A 21,681-nucleotide genomic window follows, 5' to 3' on the forward strand; every position below is an offset into this window, starting at 1 on the left:
TCAGTTACTGGCGGGCATCGTGACAGTGCCGGAGGAGATCGTGACCGTGATACCCGCGGACAGCGACGTCGCGGACAGGATCAGCTCAGCCCCCGACCCGGACAGGCCGACCGCGCCGTCCATGACGGCTGTGCCGGACGAGTCGACGATGCGGAACCACGCGGCGGTCCCGGTGCCGGACGCCGTCGCCGACAGCGGCGTCCCCGCCAGCGTCACCACACCCGCGGCCGCCGCGCCGAACGCCGGCTTGGCCAGGGCGATCTCCGCCAGCAGCGTCGCCCCGCCGATGCCCGAGTCCGGCCCGGCCGGCTGCGTGCCCGCGTAGATGCGCAGCTTGCCGCCCGTGCCCGCGTCGGGCAGGACCCGGACCGCGTCAGCGGCGGCGTTACGAGCGGAAGCAGAAATGCGGAAGGTACCCACGGTTTCTCCAATCGGGTGACGTGCCCTGCGCCCCAGGTCGCAGGCAGATGAGCCAGACGCGCAGTCGCGTCAGGAGACCGGGATCACGGTGATGTCCCGTGCCCCGATGTCGGCCTTCGCCGACGGAGTCCCACCAGACGGCGGGACGATCATGTGCACGACCCGGGCGTAATACGTCGCGCCCGGCGTCAGACCACTCAACAGGCTGGTCCGGGAGGCGTAGTGGAACGCCTTGTCCGCCGCGACCGACCCGAGCCCCCGGCCCGACGCCGACGGCGCGAGCACCTCCGACCCCGTGGCATCCGTCCCCCGGAACACCTGCGGCGCCAACATCACCTGGTCGACGGCCGCGCTGTCGCGCATCCCCCCGCCGACGATGAGCAGCACCCGGCCCGACGTTGGCGCGACGAACGTGACGGCGACCACGGGGGAACCCGCCTGATAGGAGGTGTTCGACAGCTGCGTCAAGCCCGCGTCGTCACCATCAGCCGCTGACGGGGGAAAGTCCGCGCCGTACACGATCGCGCCGTCCGTCAGATTCGGCATGCGCGCCTCCTCAGCTCACCGGGACGACGGTGATCTGCCTGCACGCGATGTCCCCGACAGCCGCGCCGCCGTCACCGGCCATCACATGCATGACCCACGCGTAGTAGAACGCCCCCGGCGTGAGCCCCTCCAGCAGCGTCTCCCTGCTGCCGAAATGGAACCCCGAGGCAGAGCTATGCGCGGCGAACCCCCGGGCGGGAACACCCGGCGCGAGGACCTCCACCCAATCGACGCCCGACCACCACCACACCTGCGGCGACAGGAACACACGGTTTCCCGCCCCGTTGCCCAGCCCCCCGCCGACGATGAGCAGCACCCGGCCACTGGTAGGCGCGATGAACTCCGCGCCCACCTCCGGCGTGCCCGACGTGTAGGAGGTGTTGCCCGGATTGTTGATCTGCGTCGTATCAATCGCCTGCACCGCCGGAGGCATGTCCAGCGCGAGGATCTCGCTGCCGGCGCGGCCGCCACCCAGCGGGACCGGGACCACGGCGATGTCCCGGGTCGCGATGTCGGCGCTCGACCCGCCGGAAACCTTGTGCCGCGTCTCCGCGTAGTACGTCGCGCCCGGCGTCAGACCACTCAACAGGCTGGTCCGGGAGGCGTAGTGGAACGCCTTCGCCTCGCCCACACTACCCACGCCGCGCGTGGTCACATCCGCGGCCAGCACGGTAGTCCCGCCCGAGTTTCCGAGCCGCACCACCGGAGCGAGATGGGCACGATTGACACCGCCATCGTCCCGGGCGCCCATCCCCACCGTCACCAGCACCTGCCCCGACGTCGGCGCGACGAAGGCGACGGACACGGTCGGCGACCCGGTGATATACGACGTGGACGTGATGTTGTTCTGGGCGGTGGAATCCGACGCACCCACCGTGGGCGGGTAGTCCGCCGCCCGGACCTTGGCCCCGGCGCGAATGTCGGTCACAGCGCCCGGATCCCGGGCTCGGCCAGCACGACCGCGGCCCCAGAACTGTGAGCTTTGGTCACGCCATTGGCGGCCCTGATGACGGTGAACGTCTGCGGGCCCGTGCCCGTGATGCTCGTGACGGTCATGACCTCGCCCCCGATCACAATGTCGAATGGGAACTCGGCCGGGTCTGTCGTCCAGATCAGGCCGTCGGGCACCGACACGCTCAGCGTCGCCGCCGCACTCGTCACTCCCGCCGCGAGCGTGGAGCCGGCCAGGCCATACCGGGCCGTGCCGTACCGCGCGACCCGCCAGGGCGACTCCGGGGAGCACGCCACCGTGATGTCCCAGTCGAACGGGCCCAGGCGTTCGGCCAGGCCCCGGGCGATCTGGCTGACCTGACCGGGCGGCAGCCACGACGGCAGGTTGTCCACGGTGATCCGGTCACCGGCGTCCAGGCGGCACATGGCCGATGCCAGCGCCTGGTCGGCCCGCAATGCCTCGGCGGTCAGATCGACCGTGATGGACGGATAGCGGGCCTCATCCACTGTGCCCAGATGCAGCCGCCACCCGGCCTGATCGGGCAGCAGCGCGTCCGACTGCACGCCGACCGTGACCTCTTCGCCGTACCGGCCGACACCGGCAGGCGGGGCGGCCACCGACAGCGGCCCGCTCTCCCGCACGGCACGCGCCGACGACCCGCCCTCCCGCTTGACCGTGACGTCGTTACGCGTGGCCTGGTCGTCGTCCACCGGCTCCAGCGGCGGCACCAGATGCCCGGCCGCGTAGTCCAGCGCGACCGCTGGACGCTGCCCGTACAGAGTCTTGCGGGTGCGGTAGAGCAGGCCGAGCCGATCCCGAGGCTCGGTCAGGATGCCCATGTCCGCGGCGGCGGCCTCGGTGAGCAGATCCAGCAACGTCGCCGGCCGTTGCGGGCCGGCCATCGCCGTGTCGGACCAGCCGCCGATGACGACGATCGGGATGCCCTCCTCATCGCACAGACGGCGGATCCGCTGCCCTGCCTGCTCGCCGTCCCAGGCATTGAGCTGCGAGGCCAGGTCGTACAGGCTGGTCACGGCGGTCTGCATGACGACGTGACCGAGAGCGGTGTCTCCCAGGCCGCCGCCGGGAGCGACCGTCACCCCCGCGACGGCGCCCACAGTGTGACCGTTGAGCGTGCCGGTCCAGGTGCCGCCGGTCGTCTGCCCGACCACCAGCGCGGAGATCGCATAGCTGACGTTCGGCCCGTTCTGCGTCAGTTCCGCGCTGACGCGCAGCAGTTTCCCGTTGGCGGCGAACGTCACGTAGTCGGTGTTGAGGACCTGGGCGTTCTCCCCGCTGTAGGCGCGCAACGCCAAACCGCCGAACGAGCTGAGCACCACCTCCCACCGGCTCGCGCTCCCCGATGTGCGCCACCGGAAGACCGTCCGCCCACTGGAATCACTCGCCTCGCCACCGGACGGGACCGCCAGCAGGAACCGCAGCTGCGTCTGCCCGGTCACGGTGTACGCCGGGATGGTCCCGGACCATTCGCTGCCCTTCAGGACCGGAATCGGCTCCGAGCAGGCGAACCCGGTGTATGCCGCCAGGTCGGGCGACCCCTTGACACGCATCGGCGAGCCACCAACAGCGGAGGCGAGCGACGTCGCCCCGGCGGCGTCCTCGCACGACCAGTACGCCACCACATCCGTCGTCAGCCCCGGAGAGGTGAGGCCCCGGTACATCGTCGACTTCAGCGGTGAGGCGCCCTGCCCGAGACGACGCAGGATGCCCGCGGCCTCGATCGGGACCGTCACGTCCGCCCCGGCCACGTCCCACCGCGGCGGCCACGCCGACGCCTCGCCGACGAACCGGACATCCTTCGCGGTCACCTCGGCCGCCGGAGGCGTCACCGTCCACGTACGCCCCGCGCTGTCGGTGAACGAGGTAGTCCCCTCGGCCAGGGCCCTGAAGTCCGGCGCGGCCACCACTGTGCCGCCGATGCCGTCGCGCACCTCGGCCCGGTAGATACGGCCGGCCATCGCCGACGCGACGTCACCGCGGACGCCGAGGGCCAGTGGCGTGCTGTTCGTGTTGACCGCCTCGGTACCGGAGCCGGTCGCCGGATCCCCGAACTGGGTCCAGGTGACGCCGTCGGCGGAGGTGTAGAACGTCGTGGTGTGCCCGCCGGCCCCGTTGTCACGGTCGTAGGTGACGCGCACCCACTGCGCCGAGCCGTCGGCGAACGTCACCGGCGTGGAGCGGGCGGCCCGGTAGACGCCTCCCGAGGTCCACTCCAGGCGCAGCCGGTCGGACTCATCTTTGCCGAAGACGTACGCGCCGAGGTGCTTCCCGATGAACGTCTGCGCGTTCGCGGACGACCACCGGGACAGCTCGACCAGGCATCGGATGTCGAGGTCGCCGGTCAGGTCCAGGGCGGGCACGGCGGGAGTGGTCGCGGCCACCTTCTCTTCCCCGGTCAGGTTGAGCGCCATGCCCAGCCTGGCCACCGACACGCGGATCGGGGTGTTGCGGCCGATCCGCCCGTAGTACGGCGACGCGGGGTTGCGCGGGCTGTACTTCCCGTCACGGTTGTCGATGGTGAGCGTGCACTTGGCCGGGTCGGACCGGGAGCCCTCATCGGACTGTCCCCGCCGGATCGACAGCCCAGACGACACCCGCACGTCATCGGTGATGTCCACCCACGCCCCGTCGAGGTACAGGTCGGTGCGGACGTCGAGCGGATCAGCCGGGAACGCCATCCTCACCCCCTCCCGGTGCCGAACGCCGTCTGGACGCTGCCCCGGCCCTCGACCCGGACCAGCTTCCGCAGCAGCCGCAGCAGTTCGGCGTCGGCCCCGTCGGCGACCAGGCGCACGGTCACCTCGCTCCCGCCCCGGCTGAGCGGAGACACCTGGGCGCCGCGAGGCAGGCTGACGAGCTCGGGGCCGCGCTCGCCGACCACGGCCATGCCGGCCCCGGTGACCGTGCCGCCCTTGGCCAGGTAGGGGATCTGGGGCACGCTGAACCGGCCGCCGCCGACCTTGCCGATGCCGGGCAGGTCGATCTCCGGGATGCCGAAGGAGATGCCGTTCCACTTCCCGATGATCCAGTTGATCGCGCCGCGGAATCCGTCCTTGATCCCGTTCCACAGTTTGGACCCGATTGAGGCGATCTTGCCGGGAAGGCCCCTGAAGAAGCCGATCACGTTGTTCCACGCGACCACGATCTTGTCTTTCAGGGCGACGACGCCACCGGAGATCTTGTCCCACACGCCCTTGATCCACGGCCATAGGGTGCCCGTGAACCACGCTCCGACGGCCTTGACCTTGTCCCACACCCACTGCCAGGCAGCAGTCACGATCTTGCGGAAAGTCTCCGAGTGCTGCCAGGCCAGCACGACGATCGCGATCAGCGCAATGATCGCCAAGACGATCAGCCCGATCGGGTTGGCCATCATCACCACGTTCAACGCCGTCTGCACGATCGTCCAAATCTTGGAGATGGCCACGATCGCCGCGATGATCCCGACGATCGGCCCGAGCACGATCGCCAGCGTCTCCACCAGCCCCGAGTTCTTCTCCAGCCACCCCGCCACCCCGGCAAGCGCGTTCGTCAAGCCCATCTCAAGCTTCCGCTTGAAGGCCTCCACCTTCGCGCCGGCTGACTGCTCAAGGGTGTCTCCGGCCCGCTGGGCGGCCCCCTGCAGATTGCCCAGCCCAGAGACGGCCTTGGAGGGATCGAGCGCGAGCAAAGCGCGACCCATGTCCTCGGCCTGCGTGCCGAACAGCGCCACGGCCGCCTGAGACTGCTTGACCGGATCCTTTATCCCCCGAAGCTTGTCGAGCGTGAGCTGAAGGCCGGCCGACGCGCTCTTCCCGCCCTTCGCGATCTGCGCGGCCATCTGGCTTGCGTTCAGGCCCAGCATCGCGAACCCTTGCGCAGTCGTCTTACTGCCGTCCACCGCACGGATCGAAAACTCTTTCAATGCGTCCGCGACTATATCCGAATCCCGCGCGCCCGCCTGCAACCCCTGAGAAATCAGACCCATCGCCTGCTGACCCGACAATCCCAAATTACGGAAAAGCGTCGGATATTCATTAAACGTATCTAACAGATCCTGGCTCTTGTTGGCGCCCCGCTGAGCCCCGGCCGCCAAGATGTCGAACGCCTCCTGAGCACTGGAGGCCATCCCGGTGCGGAGCATCTGCGAGACGGTGGCCGATACCCGGGACGCGTCCTCCTCCATGATCGCGCCCATGTTCGCGACCATCGCGCCCATCTCCGCGATCGCCGCGCTACCCGCACCCTTCGGCACCAGCGCGTTCTGGATCGCGCCCTTGATCGCCGCGTTGCCCGTCTCGATCGAGTCGACCACGCCCCGCGCGTACAAGTCGCCCGACGCCTGACCGAGCGAGGCCGCCACCTCCGGCCCGGCCCCCAGCTGAGCGGCCAGCAGCGCGTCCGACTTCGTCTTCTGCATCGCGCTCGAAAGACCCGCCGACAGCGCGACGCCGATAGCCGCACCGGCCACCGCCGCCTTGCCTTTCAGGGAATCGAAAGTCTTCGATGCCTTGTCCCGCGCCAGAATGTTGAAGACGAGCGAGGTATCCGCCACAATTCACCTCCGCCTGGCCTCGTCGGCACGCTTGTTCATCTCGTCGATGTAGTCGCACGCGGCGGTCAGCTCATCCGCCGTGAGAAGCTCCCGCTGCTCCCACGGCCGAATATGCAGGACCTCGGAGATAGCTAGGGAATATCGGCGGCGCCGCTCTTCGAGGGGGCTTTTCCCTCCGGCTCCCCGAAGTGCTCTTCCCGCTCCATGGCCGCCGTGATCTCCGTGTCGAGCGCGGTGAAGACGTCCTCCCGCTGCTCGGCCGACACGTTCGACTTGGCCACCCGATCCCGGATCTCCCGCAACTCGGCCACGCTGTGCTCCACCAGCAGCTCACCCGAGTAGAAATCCGGCACGTCTTCGAGCCGCAGGCCGTGATGCTCCAGCGTCAGCAGATGCCACAACAGGACGCGGCGGGCGCGCATGTTCCCCGACTGGACGGCGAACAGCCACTTCTCCCAGTTGTCACCGAACCGCTTCTCGATCATCTCGGCCTTGGACGCGCGGACCCGTTTCGAGTCGAACGTCCACCGCTGCTCATCCCCGTCCTCGGGGCAGTAGGTCACGAACACCCGTGTCAGCCTTTCTTCGCGTTCGCGGCGATCCGCGCCGCCATATCGTTCATGGCCTGCAGCACCGCGGTGCGGAACTGCGCCTTGCGGCCCCGGAGCGGATCGTCGAAGTAGCCGGGCTTGCCGACCTGCTGCACCCACACGTCCCGGCCGTACACCCGGTGCCGCCACCCCTTGCGAGAGTTGAGCCGCTTGGGGGCGTTGGCGAAACCCCGCACTGCCGGGGTGCGGCGGGCCTTCACCCGCACCCCCGTCCCGAACCCGGACAGCTTCGCCTCGGCCCGGATCTTCCGTCCCACCGACGCGCGCAGCGGCTCACCTTCGGACGGCAGGCCGCCCGACCCGATCGACATCAGCCCGGACTTGATCTCCGCGATGGCGGGCGCGAGCGGTTTCTTCAGCTCCTTCAGCAAGTCCCGTCGCAGCGCCTTGCCGTCCGCCTCTTGCTTGAGCGCCCGGCCGAGCGCCTGCAACGCCTCCTGATCGGCCGACAGCTCGATCATCAGGACGTCGCCCGCGCGATCGCACCCGAGGTCGGCCAGGACGCCTCCGCCTCGGCCACGTCACCGACCGCGCCCGCGAGCGGCTTCCACTCCTTGATCAGAACCTTGCCCGTCCACTTCGGATTGGACGCGGAAGCGGCAGCCTGATCGGCGCGGACCTCGAAATCGACCGGCACCCGGCCGAGGAACAACGGCCACATGATCGCGTCAATCTGGGCCGCGGCGTAGTCCTGCTGCAACGTGACCGCCAGCTCGCCCGACGCCAGGCCGCCGAGCAGCTCCTGCCAGCCGAGACTCTTGAACGTCGTGACGTCCTTGTCCTCGACCTCCGCCGAAAGCTCGATCTTGTTGCAGTGGTCGGACAGGTCATTGCCCGCGATGCTCACGTAGGACGCGAGCAACACCATCTTCGCCATGTTGATCTCCTTACGCCAGGAACGGCTGTCTATGCGACGGCGACGGCGCCCATGAAGAGAAAAGACGGCGCGGTCCCCGAAATGGTCCACGCCAGCCGCCACCAGGTGTCAGTCACCGGCCCGGCCACCCGGGCGACCTGGCCGCCCGGCGTGCCCGCCGCGGCGAACGTCGCCCGCGTCGTCGCCGTGGCGAACCCGCTGGTGCCGCTGGACTCCACACGCGCCGTGATCACAGGCGCCGCCGTGCCCGCCACCGACAGCACATGCAGGGACGCGCACACCCGCTGCCCGGCCGTCAGCGCCCCCAGATTCAGCGCCACCCCCGAACCCGACGCCGTACGAGCCGTCCCCGGCGGATGCGCCACCTGACCGCGCAGCAGCGGCGCCGTACCCGACGCCTGCGCCTCCCACGGGGCGACCTCGCCGACGGCGTCACCCAGCGTGTACTCCGTCCGCAACGCCTCGGCGACCCACGCCAGCTCCCCCACGGCCGCCGACACCGGGCAGATCGTCCACGGATGGCGCGACCGCCCGGCCAGGGCCGCCCACGACTCGTCATCGACCCGGCCCGGATCGCCGGCCTCCCACTGCCCCGAGGCCGAGATCGACGTCGACGCCAGCCCGCCGAGAACCTCCGCCCACCCGGCATCCGGATCACCCGCCGGCTTGAACGCCGTGACGTCCTTGTCCTCCACCTCGCACGCCAGCTCGACCTTGTTCGACTGGCCCGTCAGGTCGGCCGCCCCGGCGAAAATCCGGGAGTTCAATAGCACCAGCCCGGGCATACGTCAGCCCTTCCCGATCACACGAACCGTGATCTCCGCGCCGTAGTACTCGACCTCGCCGACCGTGTACAGCCGGTAACCCTGCACCCGCACCACGTGCACATCGTGAGCAAGGCCACCGAGGGCGGGCACGCCCGGGGCGCCCCGGGCCGCCTCGATCGCCGTCTTGAGGCTGCCCGGACCCGACCCGGCGAGGTAGGCGTCGAGCGCGGCCTGGCCGCTCTTGTCATCGGCCCGGCTGACCAGGACCCGGCACGTGACCCGCACCTCATCCAAGCCACGCCCGAACGCCCGGTCGAAATCGATCTCGACTTCGCCCGCGTAGAAACACGGCACGGGCACCGAGTCGGGGACGTAACCGAAACAGGACAGCCCGGGAATCGCGGCGGCCGACACCGCGTCGGCGAGCGCCTGGCGGATCGCGCCGACGTCCATCAGGCGAAACCCCCCAGCTCATACGGCGCGACCAGCGCCTGAACGTCCGGATCCAGCCGCGGCAGCCGCATCAGCCCCCACTCCGCCGACCCGGCGACCCCTTCCGGGCTGTCCTTCCTGCGGTAGAGCCGGGACGCCTGCAGCCGGGCGGCCAGCTCGATGTCGTCTGGCACCGCCGGCCAGCCCCACCGCGCCGTGACCCGCACCCGGCCGCCGCCGGACCCCCAGCCTCCCGCCACCCGCAACAGCCCCGTCACCGGGTCGCCCTTGGCCAGGGCGTTGCCGGGGCGGGTCTCATACGCGGTCACCGCCGTCCACGTGCCGCCGCCCGTCTCGACCGTCAGGCCGTCACCGCTGCCGATGTCGTCGACCAGCAGCACGTCCCCAGAACGCTCGCGCGCCACACGGCCGCACGGGTCGAACACCCGGGCGGTCGCCGTGCCCGCGAGCCCGAACGTGCGGCCGGTCCGCTTGTCGATCGCCCGGCACGCCGCAGCGATCGCCCGCGTCAGCAGCTCATCCCGGCCCGAGTCGGTGATGCCGAGCGCCGACTTGAGCGTAGGCAGGTCGGTGTAGTCCGCCATCAGGACCGCCGGGCCGCCGTCCTGCCGCTCCCGCCCTCGGCGGTCTGCCGCCCGCCCTCGGCGTTACGACCCCGCGGCGACCTCGCCACAGCGGCCGGGCCGGCGTCCCGCTCCGCCTCATAGCCGTAGTGCTTGAGCTGCTCATCCACCTGAGCCACACGGTCGGCCATGCCGTGCCGGACGTAGCCCTCACGCTCCCGCAGCAGCGCCGCGACCATCGTCTCGTCGGTTGCGGCGAATGTCTCGATGTTGCAGGCCATCGGCGCTCCCTACTACTGGCCGCTGAAGGTCGGCGTGGCCAGACCCGTCCCGGCGATCTTCCGAGCCTGCGCATACCTGGCATGCGTGTACGCGAAGTACCCGTACACCACGAACAGGATCTGCACGCTCGCCGCCTTGGTCTCCTCGGCCCGGATGAAGAACGGCGCGTCCGGGTCCTCCCACAGGTGGCACTCGTCCCGGCTGAGGACGTACACCTCGTCCTCGTTGGTGCCCGTGCCCAGACCGGCCGGCACGTTGGCGTCCACGACCACCGGCGTGCCATCCGGCAGCAGCCCGCGGAACCCGCTGCCGTACACCTCGCCGTAGTTGAGGCCGCCCGACCGCGCGTCCATGCCCGGCTGCTGGATCAGCGGCCACTTCGAGGTGAGGGCCTGATTCATCCACCGCCACCGCCGCGGATGCATGACCGCCAGGAACGAGTCCGCCGTCACCTGATCCAGCAGCGCCGTCTCCACCCCGGCCAGACCCTCCTGGATCTTCGGCCAGAACTCCTCCACCGTCGGCGTCGTGTCCGTGTACGTCACGGCGGTCGCGACGGCACTCAGGCCGGTCGTCGCCTGGTTGATCAGCGTGTGGTCGAGCTTCGTGCCATACGCCCGGAACAGGTCCTCCATCGTGACGTCCAGCGCGCCGGACGTCCGCTCGACCGCCTGCCGGGACATCGTCTGCTGACCCGCGTTCGTCTGCACCGGGATGGTCAGCAGCGTGTCGTCAAAGCCCTGATCGGTCGCCGCGTCACCCTGAGCGGACTGCACACCGGTGTCCGTGCCCGTCGTGCCACGCCCGATGTACACGTTCATGCCCTCGGCCGGCAAATCGTGCGACCTGATCGCGTTCGCGAACGGCCGGCCCGCCTTGGCGTGCTTGGCGAACATGTCCGTCAGATACTGCGGCACGGTCAGGCCGTCGAAGTTCCCGGTGCCGGTGGCCCGGTTCATGTACTCGCCACGCTCCACCCGCTCCTCACGCAGGTGCGCCATCAGGCGGTCGGTGGCGGCGAAGTCCCGCATCACGAACGCCCGCGCGACGTCCCGCAGGAACACCTGGCCGCGCGGGTCGAGGTCGGGCCGATAGGTACGCGCCTCGGCGCCCACCCGGGCGACCTGGTCGTACCGCGGCTTGTCGGCCCCCGGCGTGACCTCCCGGGCCAGCCGGTCGGCGGCGTCGTCGCGGGCGAGCTCCGCCTCGTACTCGGCGGCCCGCGCCTGCATCTGGTCCAGCTCGGCGTCCAGGTCGTCCTTCGCTTTGCGCAGCTCGGCGACCCGCGCCTCATCGGGGTCGTCCTGCCCGCGGAGCGTGGCCAGCTCCTTGGCGTGCGTGTTGCGCTGCTCCAGCTTGGAGGCCATCTGGCCCCGGAGCTGCGCGAGCAACTGAGCGAGCGTCATCTCGTCGTCCTTTCGCGTGTGTTCGGGGAAATGGCCCTGCAGGCGACAGGCGGTGACACCCCAGGCCAGGCGTGAGCGCGGCGCGAGGTGGTCATGCGCGAAGCGGGCAGGGGATGCGCGTCAGCGGATGACGCGCTCGCGGACGTCGTCATCGGTGATGACGACCCGCGAAGTCGTGGGAATCTCCCGGCTCGGCGGGGCCAGCCGCGCGGACAGCGCGGCCAGGACGGCGCGGGCCCGGTCGTCGTCCAAGCCCTCGATCACCTTCAGCGGATCCATGGACCGCAGGGCGGCATCGGTAGCGGGGTTCGCGCCATAGCCGACGATCGCGACGTCGCCCCGATGGATGTCATACCGGGTGATCCGGTACTCCATGTAGTCCGGGCTCCATTGGCCGGCCTCGATCCGGAACGCGAACGACATCTCATCGACCAGCCCGGCGCGGAGCTTCGGCGCGATGTACGCCACGTCATAGTCGGCCGGGTCGAGCGCCGGGGCGCGGACCGAAAGGCCGGTCTCATCCTCGGCCAGGGTCAGCGTGCCAGTGGTCGTGCGGGCGATCCGGCGGAGCTGGTCATGCGCGAGGACCAGCGGCACGTCCAGGTCCGCCAGCGCCAAAGACTCGGCACCGGCGCCAGCCGACACGATCTCGGTGTACGGGCCGTACCAGTCGTACATGGTGTAGCCGTGCTCGTACACCGAGGCATGGCCGACGAACTCCAGCAGCCCTGATCCGCCCGGCGTCTCGCGTAGTTCGATGGAGGCCGGCACACGGGCGGCGGCCCGAGATCCGGGCTGCTCGGCGCACCTGCGCTGAGACGGCCGGTCCGCTGGGGCGCGCACGCCTTGCGCGCGGCGCGTGGCGGCATCACGAAGATCACTCAACATCGTCAACTGTCCGCTCCTGACTTGGCGGGGGTAGGCGTGGCCGCCTTCGGCGGGCCGAACAAACGATCGAACTCGGCGAGCTGCTCGTCAGTGAACGGCGGCCGGTTCTCCAGCTCCCGCGCCTCCGACGGAGCGAGCACACGAGACTCGACCTGCGTACGGAACATGTCGGCCCGCGCCTTCGAGTCCATCCGCAACAACGCATCCGTATTGATCTTCACGTAGCGGGGCCTCGGCAGGAGTCGCCCCAGCGCGGTCTCCCGGCGCACAATGCTCGGACCCAGATGCATCACCAGGAAGTCCAGATGCCGCTGCGTGATCGACGCATAGGTGATGCTGCCCGACGACACCGCGGCATCGATCAGATCACCCGGCACATCGAAAAACCGGGCGACATCCCCCACACCGAACTGCTTGGCCTCAATCCACTCCCGGCCTGTCGCCTCGGCCTGCAGCATCTTGTACTCCCAGTCCGAGCCGGTGACGAACACGCCGCCGTTCTCCACGCTGGCCTTGAAACGCTTCTTCGTCTCGTCGGCCTGACCTGTCGTCAGCGTCTTCGCGGTGTTCTTCAGGTGCGCAGCCGGCACCGCGCCACGACCGAACCAATCCGTCGCGAACTCCTGAATGCTGAGGTACTCACCGATGCTCCAGGCCGCATACGCGATCGGCGACAGACCCACGTGCAGACCAGGGACTGTGTACTGCCGCTCATGCCACACATCGGCCGGGTCGTACTCCCTGCCCCGGATCCGATACTTGACCAGCTCATAGTCCCGGACGATCACCGAGACGTCGGCCAGCGGCATCAGCTCGATCCGCGCGGGATACCCCACCCCATCCCGGGCCGTGACCAGACCGAAGCAGTTGCCGCCCCGATCCAGATCGAACTGGGTCGAGTACATCCACTCCACCATGTCCGCCCGGCCGTCCGGAGTGACCAGCACCGGCGGCTTGGGCACCTCCACCTGGACGCCCGCCACCCGGCGGAACACGTCGATCGGCAGCGTGCTCACCACGTTCGCCCGCAGCCGGCAGCACGCCCACACCGCCGAATGCCGCAGAGCGCTGTCATTCGTCACCGCCACCGACCCGCGCACCGCCGGGGGCCGCGCCGGAACCACCGACCCGTCCTGCACCGACCGCGACGCGCGCCACGCGAACAAGCTCACGCGGCACCAGCCATCCGCGCCGCCAGCGCCGACCCGCCGAGCACCACCACCCCGCCCGCCGCCAGCGCCCACCAGCCGACAGCCGGCCACAGCCCGCCTGCCACCCCGGCCGCGACCAGCAGCAGCCCCAGCACGTCAAGCAAGGTCGTCACCAGCTCCCGCACGCCGTCTCCTTCAGTACACCGAGTCGAGCGGGTCGTAATCGTCCCGGCCCGCCTCCGCCCGCGACACCAGCGCCCACCGGGCCAGCGTCACCGCATAGAACGGGCCCACGTCCGCCAGAGAGCGCCGCCGATCCAACGTCCACGCATCACCACTCGGACGCGTCCGCGCCCCGGACACCGCGGCCGTCAGCTCCGCCTGGTCCCGATGCACGGCCGTACCCTGATTGATCGCATCGGCCATCTGCCCGCACGCCTCGACCAGGTCACCGGACCGCATGACAACCAGGTCACCCCGGCGCGGACGCTCCTTGTCCTCCGGCGCCGTCACCCCGGCCGCGATCAGGCCGTCGATCAGCGACGCCGACGGCGACCCCGACGCGGCGACCGCCACCGCCACCGGATCCCACAGCTCCCGCAACCGCACAACCGCCGGGATCACCCAATCCGTGCCCGGCCGCCGGTCCACCAGCTCCAGGTGCACGCGCCCGTCCTCACGCGCCGCCGCCAGGGCGATCGACGACCACGCCCGGTCCTGCGACACCTCGACCGCGAACGCCAGCTCCGGCCCCGCCTGCGAGACGGGATCGGCCAGACCCTGCCACGCCGCCACCGGCACGTTCGGATCCTGCGGAGGGGTCGACTTGCGCGTCCGGTTCAGGTACGCCCGATCGAACTCACCCGGATCCAGCTTCTCCAGCTCGGCCCGGATCGTCGCCTCGGTCACCGTGAACCCCAGCGCGGGCAGGCACATCCGCCACGTCGCCGGATCATCCCGCGGCAGGTCGTCCGGAGCGAACCACTCGAAGTACGCGATCCGAGGATGCACGCCCTCGGCCCACAGCCGCTCGACGATCTCCCGCCCGGCGGCGCGCTTCTTGTTCAGCCACGCGCTCTTATCGGTGCCACCCGCACTCGCCCACCACAGCTGCCCCATCGGCCGCGTCAGCATCGCCGGAGAGAACGCCTGCTCCAGCCGGTCATCCTCATGCGCGAACGCCTCATCGATCACACCCAGATCCAGCGGCGGACCATGGCCGGCCTTCTCCGTGTTCGCCGTGATCCCCATCTTGGAACGGGTCTTCCGCCAGATGATCGCCTCGTGGCCGTTCGACTTCCGCGCCCGATACTTGCCCGCAAGGCTGGAATCGTCCAGCGTGGCCAGGAACTCGTCCTCCCACCGCTGCCGGGCCATGCCCCGCGTCTGCGCCGCATACACGATGTTCTGCCGAGCCCAGGCCATCGCCCGATGCACCTGCACGCCGAGGATCTGCTGCGTCTTGCCCTGCTGCCGGCTGACGCTCAGCCCGACCTCGCGGTAGGCGAAAAGCCCCGTGGCCGGGTCGATCTCCAGCGCGACGTCCAGCACGTACCGCTGCCACGGCATCGGCGGGAACCCCAGCCGCTCCATGACCTTCCACGCCTTCGGCCCCAGGCTCGGATACTCCGGTCGACGCGGCGTCCCCCACCGCGGCGGACACGTCAGCCCGTACAGCTCCCGGCACTGCTCGGCGAACTCACTCGGGGGCTGCCAGATCTCCGAGGTCGTCATCGTCCTCCTCGGGAGCCCTGGCGGCCAGCAGCTGAGCGAGCGTCTGACGCAGCTCCCGGTTCAGCTGGGGGAGGAGCTTGCCGTCGTCACCTCCGCCGTCGATCTCCCGGGCCAGCCGGTAGGCCATCTCCGACAGCGACGGCTCGACCCCGACCAGGTCGCCGAGGTCGGCGACGTCGTCACGCACAGCCTTCTCAACCGGCCCCATGCGTCACCGCCACCTGATCGAGCGCCTGTTCGGCGAGCTTGCGGCGTTGCGCTGGGATGCCGGTGTCGCAGCAGGCCTCACGCCAGAGCAGGGAGCCCGACGGCGGCTCGGTGTTCTCGCCGTGGTAGATGCACTGCGCGGGCAGCGAGTCCAGCGCGGCACGGATGGTCCTGAGCTGCTCCGAGGCCATCAGGACTTGTCCAGCGCGGCGCGGACGAAGCAGTCCTTCGCCTCCAGCAGCTTCCGCAGCCCGGCCGTCAGCTCCGGACCGTCCGGCAGGGCCGCGATCATCAGCGCGGCGAGATCACCGCACGGCCGGGAGACGGCCTGCAGGTGCTCGGGCAGGTGGTCGTAGGCGAAGTGCCGGGCGATCTGCACGGTGCCGGGGTGACGGCCTTCGAGGGGCTGGGACATGGGTCCTCCTTGGATGGCAGGGATGGGTGAGGCCCCGGGAACGGGCCAGAACACGGGGCCTCACGACTTGGGAACTACTCGCCACTGACGACGCACCAGGACACCGCCACACCTCCAAGATCACCCCTGATGATCGTCCCGGGGAGAGAAAAAAGAAAGGGTCGCCTGGGGCTGTGGAAATGTCCGATTTTAAAAAATCTTGGTCACGGTCCCGAATACCAGTCACGTGATGTGATCAAGTGTTTGACCTCGGACAATGGCTTGTCGCTCTTCTCGCGGTTGCATTTGCGCAGGCAGGTGGGGCAGCCGTTGTCGCCGTGGATGGGGGCGAGGTTGCCGGGGTCGAGCCGGGGGCCGCCGCGCTTGACGGAGATCACGTGGTCGACCGCGTCCGCGCTGCCGTGCCCGCACAGGATGCACACGTCCGAGGTGGCGAGGATGCGCGCGCGTAGCTTGCGGTAGGCGTAGCTGGTGAGTTCGGCGCGGTCCATCGTCCCTCCCAGGGTGAGCGGGCGGCAGGTCCCGTGCCCCTGCCGCCCTGCCCCATCCCCAGCCTTCCGACCCCAATCGGAAGCCTTGATGTGCCCGGCACCCATCCGTGGTGCGGCGCCGGGGTCTTGCATGGTGGCGGCGGGGAGACAGGGAGCCACTTACCGGTTGTGGCGACCGGCCAGCACTGCGGCCACGGGCCGGGGCTGGTCTACCCATCCCTGAGCGTCCCCCCTAGTGGGAGCCCTCGGAGACGACGCAGGCCCGCACGGTGGCGGGCCTAATCGTCGTAGCTGATCACATGGTCGCGTTCGCCCTGGTCGCCCGTCAAGCCGACACGAGGGCCAGGACGTCACCGACGCGGTACAGGGGGCGACCGTGCTCGTCGGTGCCGTGGGCGGCGAGGCGGCCGCGATGGGCGTACCCGCGGACCATGGACGGGGTCAGCGCGTGCTGGAAGCCGTGCAGGGCGCGGGCGATTTCCGTGGCCGTGCCGAGGTGGTCGGCCACCTGTGCGAGTAGCCACTCCTGGCGGGCGTCGGCGTCATGCGTCGCCCGGCACTCATGGCAGCGGATGACGCGGGCGCCGTGGCGGGCGTACAGGTCCGCGGTACAGTCCGCGACTCCGCAGGGCCCGGCGTACCACAGGCCGGGGGGCAGGTCGATCGCGCGCCGGGCGTGGCGTACGGCGGCGCGGATCTCGTCGACGGCCTCATCGGCGGCCGGGTGCCCGGTGAGCCAAGCGCGGTGACGGGACAGCCACCGGGACAGGGCCGGGAGCGTGTCGGCGGGCGGGTGGGCGAGGGTGATGTACGTGCAGGAGCGGTGGCCGCAGTCGCCGGGACAGGTGGGGCCGGGCGTCTCGCGGACGCCGTCGGCGAGGACGCGAACCCACCCGACCAGCGTGGAGCGCAGCACGGCGGAGGCCTCGGCGGCGCGCTCATCCCACGGCAGCGCATCGGCCGAACGCGGCCCGCCGCCGTCGCCGATGCGGGCCTGGCGGGCGATGGCGACGTCGAGGTGCAGAGCGAGGGATGGCACGTCGGCGAGGTCACGGGCGAGGCCTGCCGCGCATGCCCGGCACACGCGGTGGTGGCCGGGCATGGGGTGGGCGCAGACGGGGCAGTTGAGGGTCACGGGCGGCTCCCGGGCGTGCCGGTTTCGGGGGCGAACAGGCGGCGAGCGGCCTCCCATGGGCCGTGCTTGGCGGTCAGCGCGGCGAGTTCGGCCAGGACCTGCCCCTCGGGCGTCGCCACGGCGGGCCTGCGGGCCGGCCAGGCCGTGCGGAGCAGTTGGCGCAATCCGGTGTTCACGGGCGTCTCCTAGGTTGCGGGGCTGTGAGGGCCGTAGAGGCCCGTGGGAGGGTGGCTGACGATTCGTCACCCGCGAGGGGCGGGGTTCGGCCGTCTCCGTTGCGTACAGGGCCGCCCACGGGGTGACGGGGGCTCACGGGGTCAGCTCCTCGTCAGGCTCGGCGCGCGGAGGGCAGAGCTGGCCGTCGGCGAAGTGAGCCCACTGCCCGCCGTCACACTGCCGGATCAGCTCGTCGTGGGCCGCGCACTGGCGGATCACGTGCCGGGCGAGGTACGGCTTGTCGGCATCCGGGCACGGCTCAGGTGTGAGGCGCTGCCGGTGGGCGGCCTGGCGGGCGAGGAGCCGCTGCCCGACGTCGCGGGGGATGTCGGGGTCGGTGATGACGGCCCAGACGTCGATGATCGGCATCAGATCCCCCCGTAGCGGCGCATCCACCGCCGCCAGTCCTTGCGCGTCGCGACCACGACCGGGTCGTACACGGCCACCACCCGGGCCGACGTGACCGCCCACGACGGCGCGGGATCGTCCACGCCGGTGGTCTCCTCCAGCTCGCCGAGCGGCTCCACGACGTACAGGCCGCCGCGGGGGTAGCCGGCGGCGTAGACGCGGGCGTAGTCGCGGTCGGTGGTCACGTAGATCCGGTCGGCGCGGGCGTGGTCGTCGGCGAGGGGTTGCCCGGCCTTACGGGCTTCGCAGCGGGGGCAGCCGTCCACGAGGTGCCGCCGGTCGTCGCCGGGGCGCGGTTCGATGAGGTCCCCGGGGGTGAGGCCGGGGGCTCCGCCGTGCCAGTAGCGCAGGTCAGGCATCGTCGTCCTCCAGGATCACGGCGGCGATGGCGTACCGCTCGCGGCGGCCCACCCGGGCGGTCTCGGCGGCGAGGTCCTCCATCTCGGCGCGGGCGTCGTCCACGCTGCGGTGCAGGGTCACGGCGCACGGCAGGTCGGGCATGCGGGATGCCTGGTTGTACTCGACGACGACATAGCCGATCGCCTCACCCACGGCGGCCTCCCCGCAGGGCGGCGTTGATGGTCATCCCGGCGATCATGAGTAGCTCGGCGACGTACGCCCCCTCCTGACCTTCGGGGATCGCCTCGAACAGCGCCTCGAAGGTGCCCTGGTCGTCGTTGGCGCGGGCGACGGCGAGCTGCCCGCACCATGCGATCGAGGGCCTGACCTGGTGGGCGTCCTTGGTGTGCTGCCCGGTGTCGGCGTCCCGCCAGGCGGGCACGGCCATGCCCTTCGCGCCTGGGGGCTTGGCGTAGTCGAGCATCGTGTCGAGCCAGGCGAGGGCGGCCATGTAGATGCCGTCAGCGCCGAGTTCGCGGCTGATCTGCTCGATGAGCTGCTTGCAGGTGGGCCAGTCCTCGCGTTGGGAGGCGTGCAGGGCGGCGCGGGCGAGGGGGGTCACGGCGTCGATCAGGGTGCGCTCTTCGGGGGTCAGGTCAGCCACGGTCACCCTCCAGGGCGGCGTTCAGGCGGGTGATCACCTGGCAAATCGAGCCGCCACACTCCGGCAGCCCGCACGTGTCGGCGCCATCGGCGAGCAGTTCGATGGCGTGGCGGAGGTCGTCGGCGGGCACGACCACCAGGCCGGTCTCGTCGGGCGGCTCCGGTGCGGGGATGACGAGCGCCGGACCGTAGCCGGTCTCCTCGTTGAGCAGGTGCCCGGTCGTCAGCACCTGGCCACGCTCGGCCCAGTGGGCGGCGGCGGTCTCGATGGCGTGGGCGACGAGGGTGGCGGGTGCGGGCATCGGGATCACCATCAGCGGCGGGTTAGCCACGGTCGCCTCCGAGGATGACGCGGGCCACGTCCAGGGCGTGCGCATGCACCTGCTCCAGCTGCTCGATTGACGCGCGGACGTCGATGTGCGCCTGGATGCCACGGGCGGTCTGCTCCAGCCAGGCGGCGAGCGGCTCGGCTAGGGCTTGAGTGACGCGCCAGCATTTACCGGGCGGGGTGTTGACCGTGAACTGGATCAACTGGAGCACGGTCTCGTCCTCGCGCAGCCGGGCGGCGGCGGCGCGCAGCTGCTCGGCGGGCGTCTTCTCGGTCACGGGTTCCACGGGGTTACTCCTCGGTTCGGTTGGCGATGGGGTTCGACAGGTCAGCTCTCGGCGGGCGGGATGAGTCCGGCGTTGATCGCTGACTCCAAGTAGTTGCGGGCGTCGGGCAGTGAGCCCTCCCGCTCCTCGTCGGTCAGCTCCTCCCAGCTCGGGCAGTATGCGCAGTCGTGGGCGAGCTGCTGGCGGGCCTTGGCCAGGGCCAGGACGCGCGGGTCGTCGAGCGGGATCTGGGGCAGCATGGCGTTCTCCTTCAGGGAATTTGAACTGGTCAGCGGACGCGGGTCTTGGTCCGGCCGCACGGGCACCGGTAGGTCCAGGCCCGGCCGTCGACGGCGATGACGGTCCAGCGGTGGACGTGGAACGGCCAGAAGCGCGGGGTCATGCGAGGTCCTCCGAGGCGAGAGCACGGGCAACACGGGCCTGGACCATGAAGTCCGGCACGGGCTTCAACGGCGGCTTCCAGCCGGGGCCGGCCACGAGCTCGGCGATGATCCGGCGGACCAGGTCGTCGCGGCTGACCTCGGAGACGTAGGGCCGGATGAGGGCGTCGAGGCCCTGGCGGAGGTCGGTCCAGGCTTGGCGGATGTCGGGGTCGTCGCTGGCGGGGCCGAGGCGTTCGTGGGTCATGACAGGCCCGCCGCTTCGATCCGGGCGTCATGCGCGGGCTTGCCCTTGAGGGGCGTCGTGGTGCCCGACAGGACGCAGGGCTTGCCGGGGAGGGCTCCGCAGTGCGGGCAGGCGACTCGGAGGGCCGCGCGGCGGATCGTGGCGTCGGCGCCGTCGTCGTCGTCCATGGCGTCGCGTGTCCGCTCGAACTCTGTCGGTGGTGGTCCGGGGCGGCGTTCGCCGGGGGGCAGAGCGGGCAGGTTGTTCACGGCCTTGCCGTCAGCGATCTTCTTGATCTGCTGCTGGAGCCAGGCTTGGGCGGCGCGGGCGTCGTCGGACAGCTCGGCCGGTGGCGGTGCGGTGATGCTGCGGTCGAGGCGGTCGGCGCGGATCCGCTTGACGCCGGTGACGATGTGCACGGGCATGAGGTAGTCGGTCGAGGTGGCGAAGTGGTGGGCGGTGGCTTGGAGCGCGTCGTCGAGGTCGAGGTGTCCGAGGATCATGTGCCAGGTATTGACCTCGGTCTGTCCGATCTTGCGTTTGTCGATGGCGGCGATCGCGGACAGTAGGTCGATCGTCTGGTGTTTGTCCATGTCAGCTCCCTTCGGGGTAGAGGGCTTTGAGGGCTTGGGTTTCGGCGAACCGCTGGTCTCCGGTGGAGCGGTAGCGGGGGGTGGGCGCTCGCGGGGCCAGGTCGGTCGTGGTGGCCGGGCGGCGGGTGGCGAAGTCGTGGGCTTGGCGGATCCACTTCTGCCAGGCGGCGTGCCAGTCGGCCATGCGGGTGCCGTGGGCGCGGTGGTGGTCGCGGAACTTGGCGGTTTCGTGGTCGGCGTCGAGGCCGGGGAAGGTGGCGGCGACCCAGCGGCGCATGGCGTCGGTGATGGGGAAGTCGTCGGGGAGGGCCGTCTTGGCGGGGCCGCTCGGGGCGGGCCGGGTGGTCGTGCGGCCGGTGCGTGCCTCGTAGGCGTCGATCAGCGAGGGGGGCAGGAGTTCGGCGGCGCGGCCGGTGTCGCCGAGGCGGCGGATGGTGGTCTGGACGTAGAGCAGGGGGTTTCCCGCTGCGGTCGGCCGTCCGGCGAGGAGCCGGTGGCGGAGGTCGGCGGCGTGCCGGTCGTCGATGGTCAGGCCGGTGATGTCGGCGACCATGCGGGTGATCTCGGCGTCGATCGCGGCTGGGGCGTCGGGCCGGGGGTGCGGGAGCGCCGAGGGCGCTCTCTCTCTGGTCTTCTCCTGGTCTTCTTTGGTCTTCTTATAAGACGTGCCGGGGACGGATTTTCCGCCACCGGTTGCGACCTGCGGAAACGTGCCTTGGTGGGTGTGTTCGCCCAGGTCGGGACCGGTGGCGGGAAATCCGTCTGCGGTCTGACCTGCGGAAACACCC

33 protein-coding genes are annotated in these 21,681 nt (G+C 70.5%); all 33 read right to left on the reverse strand.

What is annotated here, in order from left to right; translation table 11 throughout:
* The gene (locus tag Mth01_RS08380) at nucleotides 1–420 is read right to left on the reverse strand and encodes a hypothetical protein (RefSeq protein ID WP_204013975.1); all 420 of its coding nucleotides are present in this window, start codon (nucleotides 418–420) and stop codon (nucleotides 1–3) included.
* Nucleotides 421–489: 69 nt separating this feature from the next.
* Nucleotides 490–966, reverse strand: coding sequence for a hypothetical protein (locus Mth01_RS08385; protein WP_204013978.1), 477 nt, complete (start codon nucleotides 964–966; stop codon nucleotides 490–492).
* A 10-nt stretch (nucleotides 967–976) separates the two neighbouring features.
* Complete coding sequence (locus Mth01_RS08390; RefSeq protein ID WP_204013981.1) at nucleotides 977–1,894, reverse strand: hypothetical protein; 918 nt, start codon at nucleotides 1,892–1,894, stop codon at nucleotides 977–979.
* Nucleotides 1,891–4,617: a hypothetical protein gene (locus tag Mth01_RS08395; RefSeq protein WP_204013984.1), complete on the reverse strand. Its 2,727-nt coding sequence runs from the start codon at nucleotides 4,615–4,617 to the stop codon at nucleotides 1,891–1,893. The genes Mth01_RS08390 and Mth01_RS08395 overlap by 4 nt, the downstream gene beginning before the upstream one ends.
* Nucleotides 4,618–4,619: 2 nt before the next feature.
* Complete coding sequence (locus Mth01_RS08400) at nucleotides 4,620–6,473, reverse strand: phage tail tape measure protein (RefSeq protein WP_204013987.1); 1,854 nt, start codon at nucleotides 6,471–6,473, stop codon at nucleotides 4,620–4,622.
* Nucleotides 6,474–6,604: 131 nt separating this feature from the next.
* The gene (locus tag Mth01_RS08405; RefSeq protein ID WP_204013990.1) at nucleotides 6,605–7,042 is read right to left on the reverse strand and encodes a hypothetical protein; all 438 of its coding nucleotides are present in this window, start codon (nucleotides 7,040–7,042) and stop codon (nucleotides 6,605–6,607) included.
* A 5-nt stretch (nucleotides 7,043–7,047) separates the two neighbouring features.
* Nucleotides 7,048–7,545: a hypothetical protein gene (locus tag Mth01_RS08410; RefSeq protein WP_204013992.1), complete on the reverse strand. Its 498-nt coding sequence runs from the start codon at nucleotides 7,543–7,545 to the stop codon at nucleotides 7,048–7,050.
* On the reverse strand, nucleotides 7,545–7,961 hold the full coding sequence (locus Mth01_RS08415; RefSeq protein ID WP_204013994.1) for a phage tail protein: 417 nt from the start codon (nucleotides 7,959–7,961) through the stop codon (nucleotides 7,545–7,547). Before Mth01_RS08415 ends, Mth01_RS08410 begins: the two co-directional genes overlap by 1 nt.
* Nucleotides 7,962–7,990: 29 nt before the next feature.
* Nucleotides 7,991–8,734, reverse strand: a complete 744-nt coding sequence (locus tag Mth01_RS08420; protein ID WP_204013996.1) for a hypothetical protein — start codon at nucleotides 8,732–8,734, stop codon at nucleotides 7,991–7,993.
* 15 nt (nucleotides 8,735–8,749) lie between these two features.
* On the reverse strand, nucleotides 8,750–9,181 hold the full coding sequence (locus Mth01_RS08425) for a hypothetical protein (RefSeq protein ID WP_204013998.1): 432 nt from the start codon (nucleotides 9,179–9,181) through the stop codon (nucleotides 8,750–8,752).
* Nucleotides 9,181–9,765 carry a phage head-tail connector protein gene (locus Mth01_RS08430; protein WP_204014000.1) on the reverse strand — a complete coding sequence of 195 codons (585 nt, stop codon included), beginning with the start codon at nucleotides 9,763–9,765 and terminating at the stop codon, nucleotides 9,181–9,183. Before Mth01_RS08430 ends, Mth01_RS08425 begins: the two co-directional genes overlap by 1 nt.
* Complete coding sequence (locus Mth01_RS08435) at nucleotides 9,765–10,025, reverse strand: hypothetical protein (RefSeq protein WP_204014002.1); 261 nt, start codon at nucleotides 10,023–10,025, stop codon at nucleotides 9,765–9,767. Before Mth01_RS08435 ends, Mth01_RS08430 begins: the two co-directional genes overlap by 1 nt.
* A 12-nt stretch (nucleotides 10,026–10,037) precedes the next feature.
* Nucleotides 10,038–11,432: a hypothetical protein gene (locus tag Mth01_RS08440; protein WP_204014004.1), complete on the reverse strand. Its 1,395-nt coding sequence runs from the start codon at nucleotides 11,430–11,432 to the stop codon at nucleotides 10,038–10,040.
* 120 nt (nucleotides 11,433–11,552) lie between these two features.
* On the reverse strand, nucleotides 11,553–12,320 hold the full coding sequence (locus Mth01_RS08445; RefSeq protein ID WP_239089478.1) for an HK97 family phage prohead protease: 768 nt from the start codon (nucleotides 12,318–12,320) through the stop codon (nucleotides 11,553–11,555).
* A gap of 2 nt (nucleotides 12,321–12,322) precedes the next feature.
* Complete coding sequence (locus tag Mth01_RS08450; protein WP_204014010.1) at nucleotides 12,323–13,492, reverse strand: phage portal protein; 1,170 nt, start codon at nucleotides 13,490–13,492, stop codon at nucleotides 12,323–12,325.
* Nucleotides 13,489–13,644: a hypothetical protein gene (locus Mth01_RS08455; protein ID WP_204014013.1), complete on the reverse strand. Its 156-nt coding sequence runs from the start codon at nucleotides 13,642–13,644 to the stop codon at nucleotides 13,489–13,491. Before Mth01_RS08455 ends, Mth01_RS08450 begins: the two co-directional genes overlap by 4 nt.
* A gap of 22 nt (nucleotides 13,645–13,666) precedes the next feature.
* A complete protein-coding gene (locus tag Mth01_RS08460; protein ID WP_204014016.1) occupies nucleotides 13,667–15,205 on the reverse strand; it encodes a hypothetical protein in 1,539 nt (512 codons plus the stop codon).
* Nucleotides 15,171–15,392: a hypothetical protein gene (locus Mth01_RS08465; RefSeq protein WP_204014019.1), complete on the reverse strand. Its 222-nt coding sequence runs from the start codon at nucleotides 15,390–15,392 to the stop codon at nucleotides 15,171–15,173. The genes Mth01_RS08460 and Mth01_RS08465 overlap by 35 nt, the downstream gene beginning before the upstream one ends.
* A gap of 7 nt (nucleotides 15,393–15,399) precedes the next feature.
* Entirely contained in the window at nucleotides 15,400–15,603 is a 204-nt protein-coding gene (locus Mth01_RS08470) for a hypothetical protein (RefSeq protein WP_204014022.1), read from the reverse strand.
* Nucleotides 15,603–15,827: a hypothetical protein gene (locus tag Mth01_RS08475; protein WP_204014025.1), complete on the reverse strand. Its 225-nt coding sequence runs from the start codon at nucleotides 15,825–15,827 to the stop codon at nucleotides 15,603–15,605. Before Mth01_RS08475 ends, Mth01_RS08470 begins: the two co-directional genes overlap by 1 nt.
* Before the next feature lie 203 nt (nucleotides 15,828–16,030).
* A complete protein-coding gene (locus tag Mth01_RS08480; RefSeq protein ID WP_204014028.1) occupies nucleotides 16,031–16,318 on the reverse strand; it encodes an HNH endonuclease in 288 nt (95 codons plus the stop codon).
* A 325-nt stretch (nucleotides 16,319–16,643) separates the two neighbouring features.
* The gene (locus Mth01_RS08485) at nucleotides 16,644–17,453 is read right to left on the reverse strand and encodes a hypothetical protein (protein ID WP_204014031.1); all 810 of its coding nucleotides are present in this window, start codon (nucleotides 17,451–17,453) and stop codon (nucleotides 16,644–16,646) included.
* Nucleotides 17,450–17,629 carry a hypothetical protein gene (locus tag Mth01_RS08490; RefSeq protein WP_204014034.1) on the reverse strand — a complete coding sequence of 60 codons (180 nt, stop codon included), beginning with the start codon at nucleotides 17,627–17,629 and terminating at the stop codon, nucleotides 17,450–17,452. Before Mth01_RS08490 ends, Mth01_RS08485 begins: the two co-directional genes overlap by 4 nt.
* Before the next feature lie 133 nt (nucleotides 17,630–17,762).
* Nucleotides 17,763–18,038 carry a hypothetical protein gene (locus tag Mth01_RS08495; RefSeq protein WP_204014037.1) on the reverse strand — a complete coding sequence of 92 codons (276 nt, stop codon included), beginning with the start codon at nucleotides 18,036–18,038 and terminating at the stop codon, nucleotides 17,763–17,765.
* Entirely contained in the window at nucleotides 18,038–18,436 is a 399-nt protein-coding gene (locus Mth01_RS08500) for a hypothetical protein (RefSeq protein ID WP_204014040.1), read from the reverse strand. The genes Mth01_RS08495 and Mth01_RS08500 overlap by 1 nt, the downstream gene beginning before the upstream one ends.
* Nucleotides 18,429–18,629 (reverse strand): hypothetical protein, encoded by a 201-nt coding sequence (locus Mth01_RS08505; protein WP_204014043.1) that lies wholly within the window; start codon nucleotides 18,627–18,629, stop codon nucleotides 18,429–18,431. The genes Mth01_RS08500 and Mth01_RS08505 overlap by 8 nt, the downstream gene beginning before the upstream one ends.
* Nucleotides 18,622–19,080 carry a hypothetical protein gene (locus Mth01_RS08510; RefSeq protein ID WP_204014045.1) on the reverse strand — a complete coding sequence of 153 codons (459 nt, stop codon included), beginning with the start codon at nucleotides 19,078–19,080 and terminating at the stop codon, nucleotides 18,622–18,624. Before Mth01_RS08510 ends, Mth01_RS08505 begins: the two co-directional genes overlap by 8 nt.
* Nucleotides 19,073–19,411 (reverse strand): hypothetical protein, encoded by a 339-nt coding sequence (locus tag Mth01_RS08515; protein ID WP_204014048.1) that lies wholly within the window; start codon nucleotides 19,409–19,411, stop codon nucleotides 19,073–19,075. Before Mth01_RS08515 ends, Mth01_RS08510 begins: the two co-directional genes overlap by 8 nt.
* On the reverse strand, nucleotides 19,404–19,694 hold the full coding sequence (locus Mth01_RS08520) for a hypothetical protein (protein WP_204014051.1): 291 nt from the start codon (nucleotides 19,692–19,694) through the stop codon (nucleotides 19,404–19,406). Before Mth01_RS08520 ends, Mth01_RS08515 begins: the two co-directional genes overlap by 8 nt.
* Before the next feature lie 41 nt (nucleotides 19,695–19,735).
* A complete protein-coding gene (locus Mth01_RS08525; protein WP_204014054.1) occupies nucleotides 19,736–19,933 on the reverse strand; it encodes a hypothetical protein in 198 nt (65 codons plus the stop codon).
* Nucleotides 19,934–20,072: 139 nt separating this feature from the next.
* Nucleotides 20,073–20,321, reverse strand: a complete 249-nt coding sequence (locus tag Mth01_RS08530) for a hypothetical protein (protein WP_204014057.1) — start codon at nucleotides 20,319–20,321, stop codon at nucleotides 20,073–20,075.
* Complete coding sequence (locus tag Mth01_RS08535; RefSeq protein WP_204014060.1) at nucleotides 20,318–20,893, reverse strand: zinc finger domain-containing protein; 576 nt, start codon at nucleotides 20,891–20,893, stop codon at nucleotides 20,318–20,320. Before Mth01_RS08535 ends, Mth01_RS08530 begins: the two co-directional genes overlap by 4 nt.
* A gap of 1 nt (nucleotide 20,894) precedes the next feature.
* Nucleotides 20,895–21,681 (reverse strand): hypothetical protein (locus Mth01_RS08540; protein ID WP_204014063.1); only part of this gene is annotated, 787 nt, incomplete at its 5' end.

The sequence above is a fragment of the Sphaerimonospora thailandensis genome (genome assembly GCF_016863115.1).
In the GTDB taxonomy this organism is placed as follows: Bacteria; Actinomycetota; Actinomycetes; order Streptosporangiales; family Streptosporangiaceae; genus Sphaerimonospora; species Sphaerimonospora cavernae.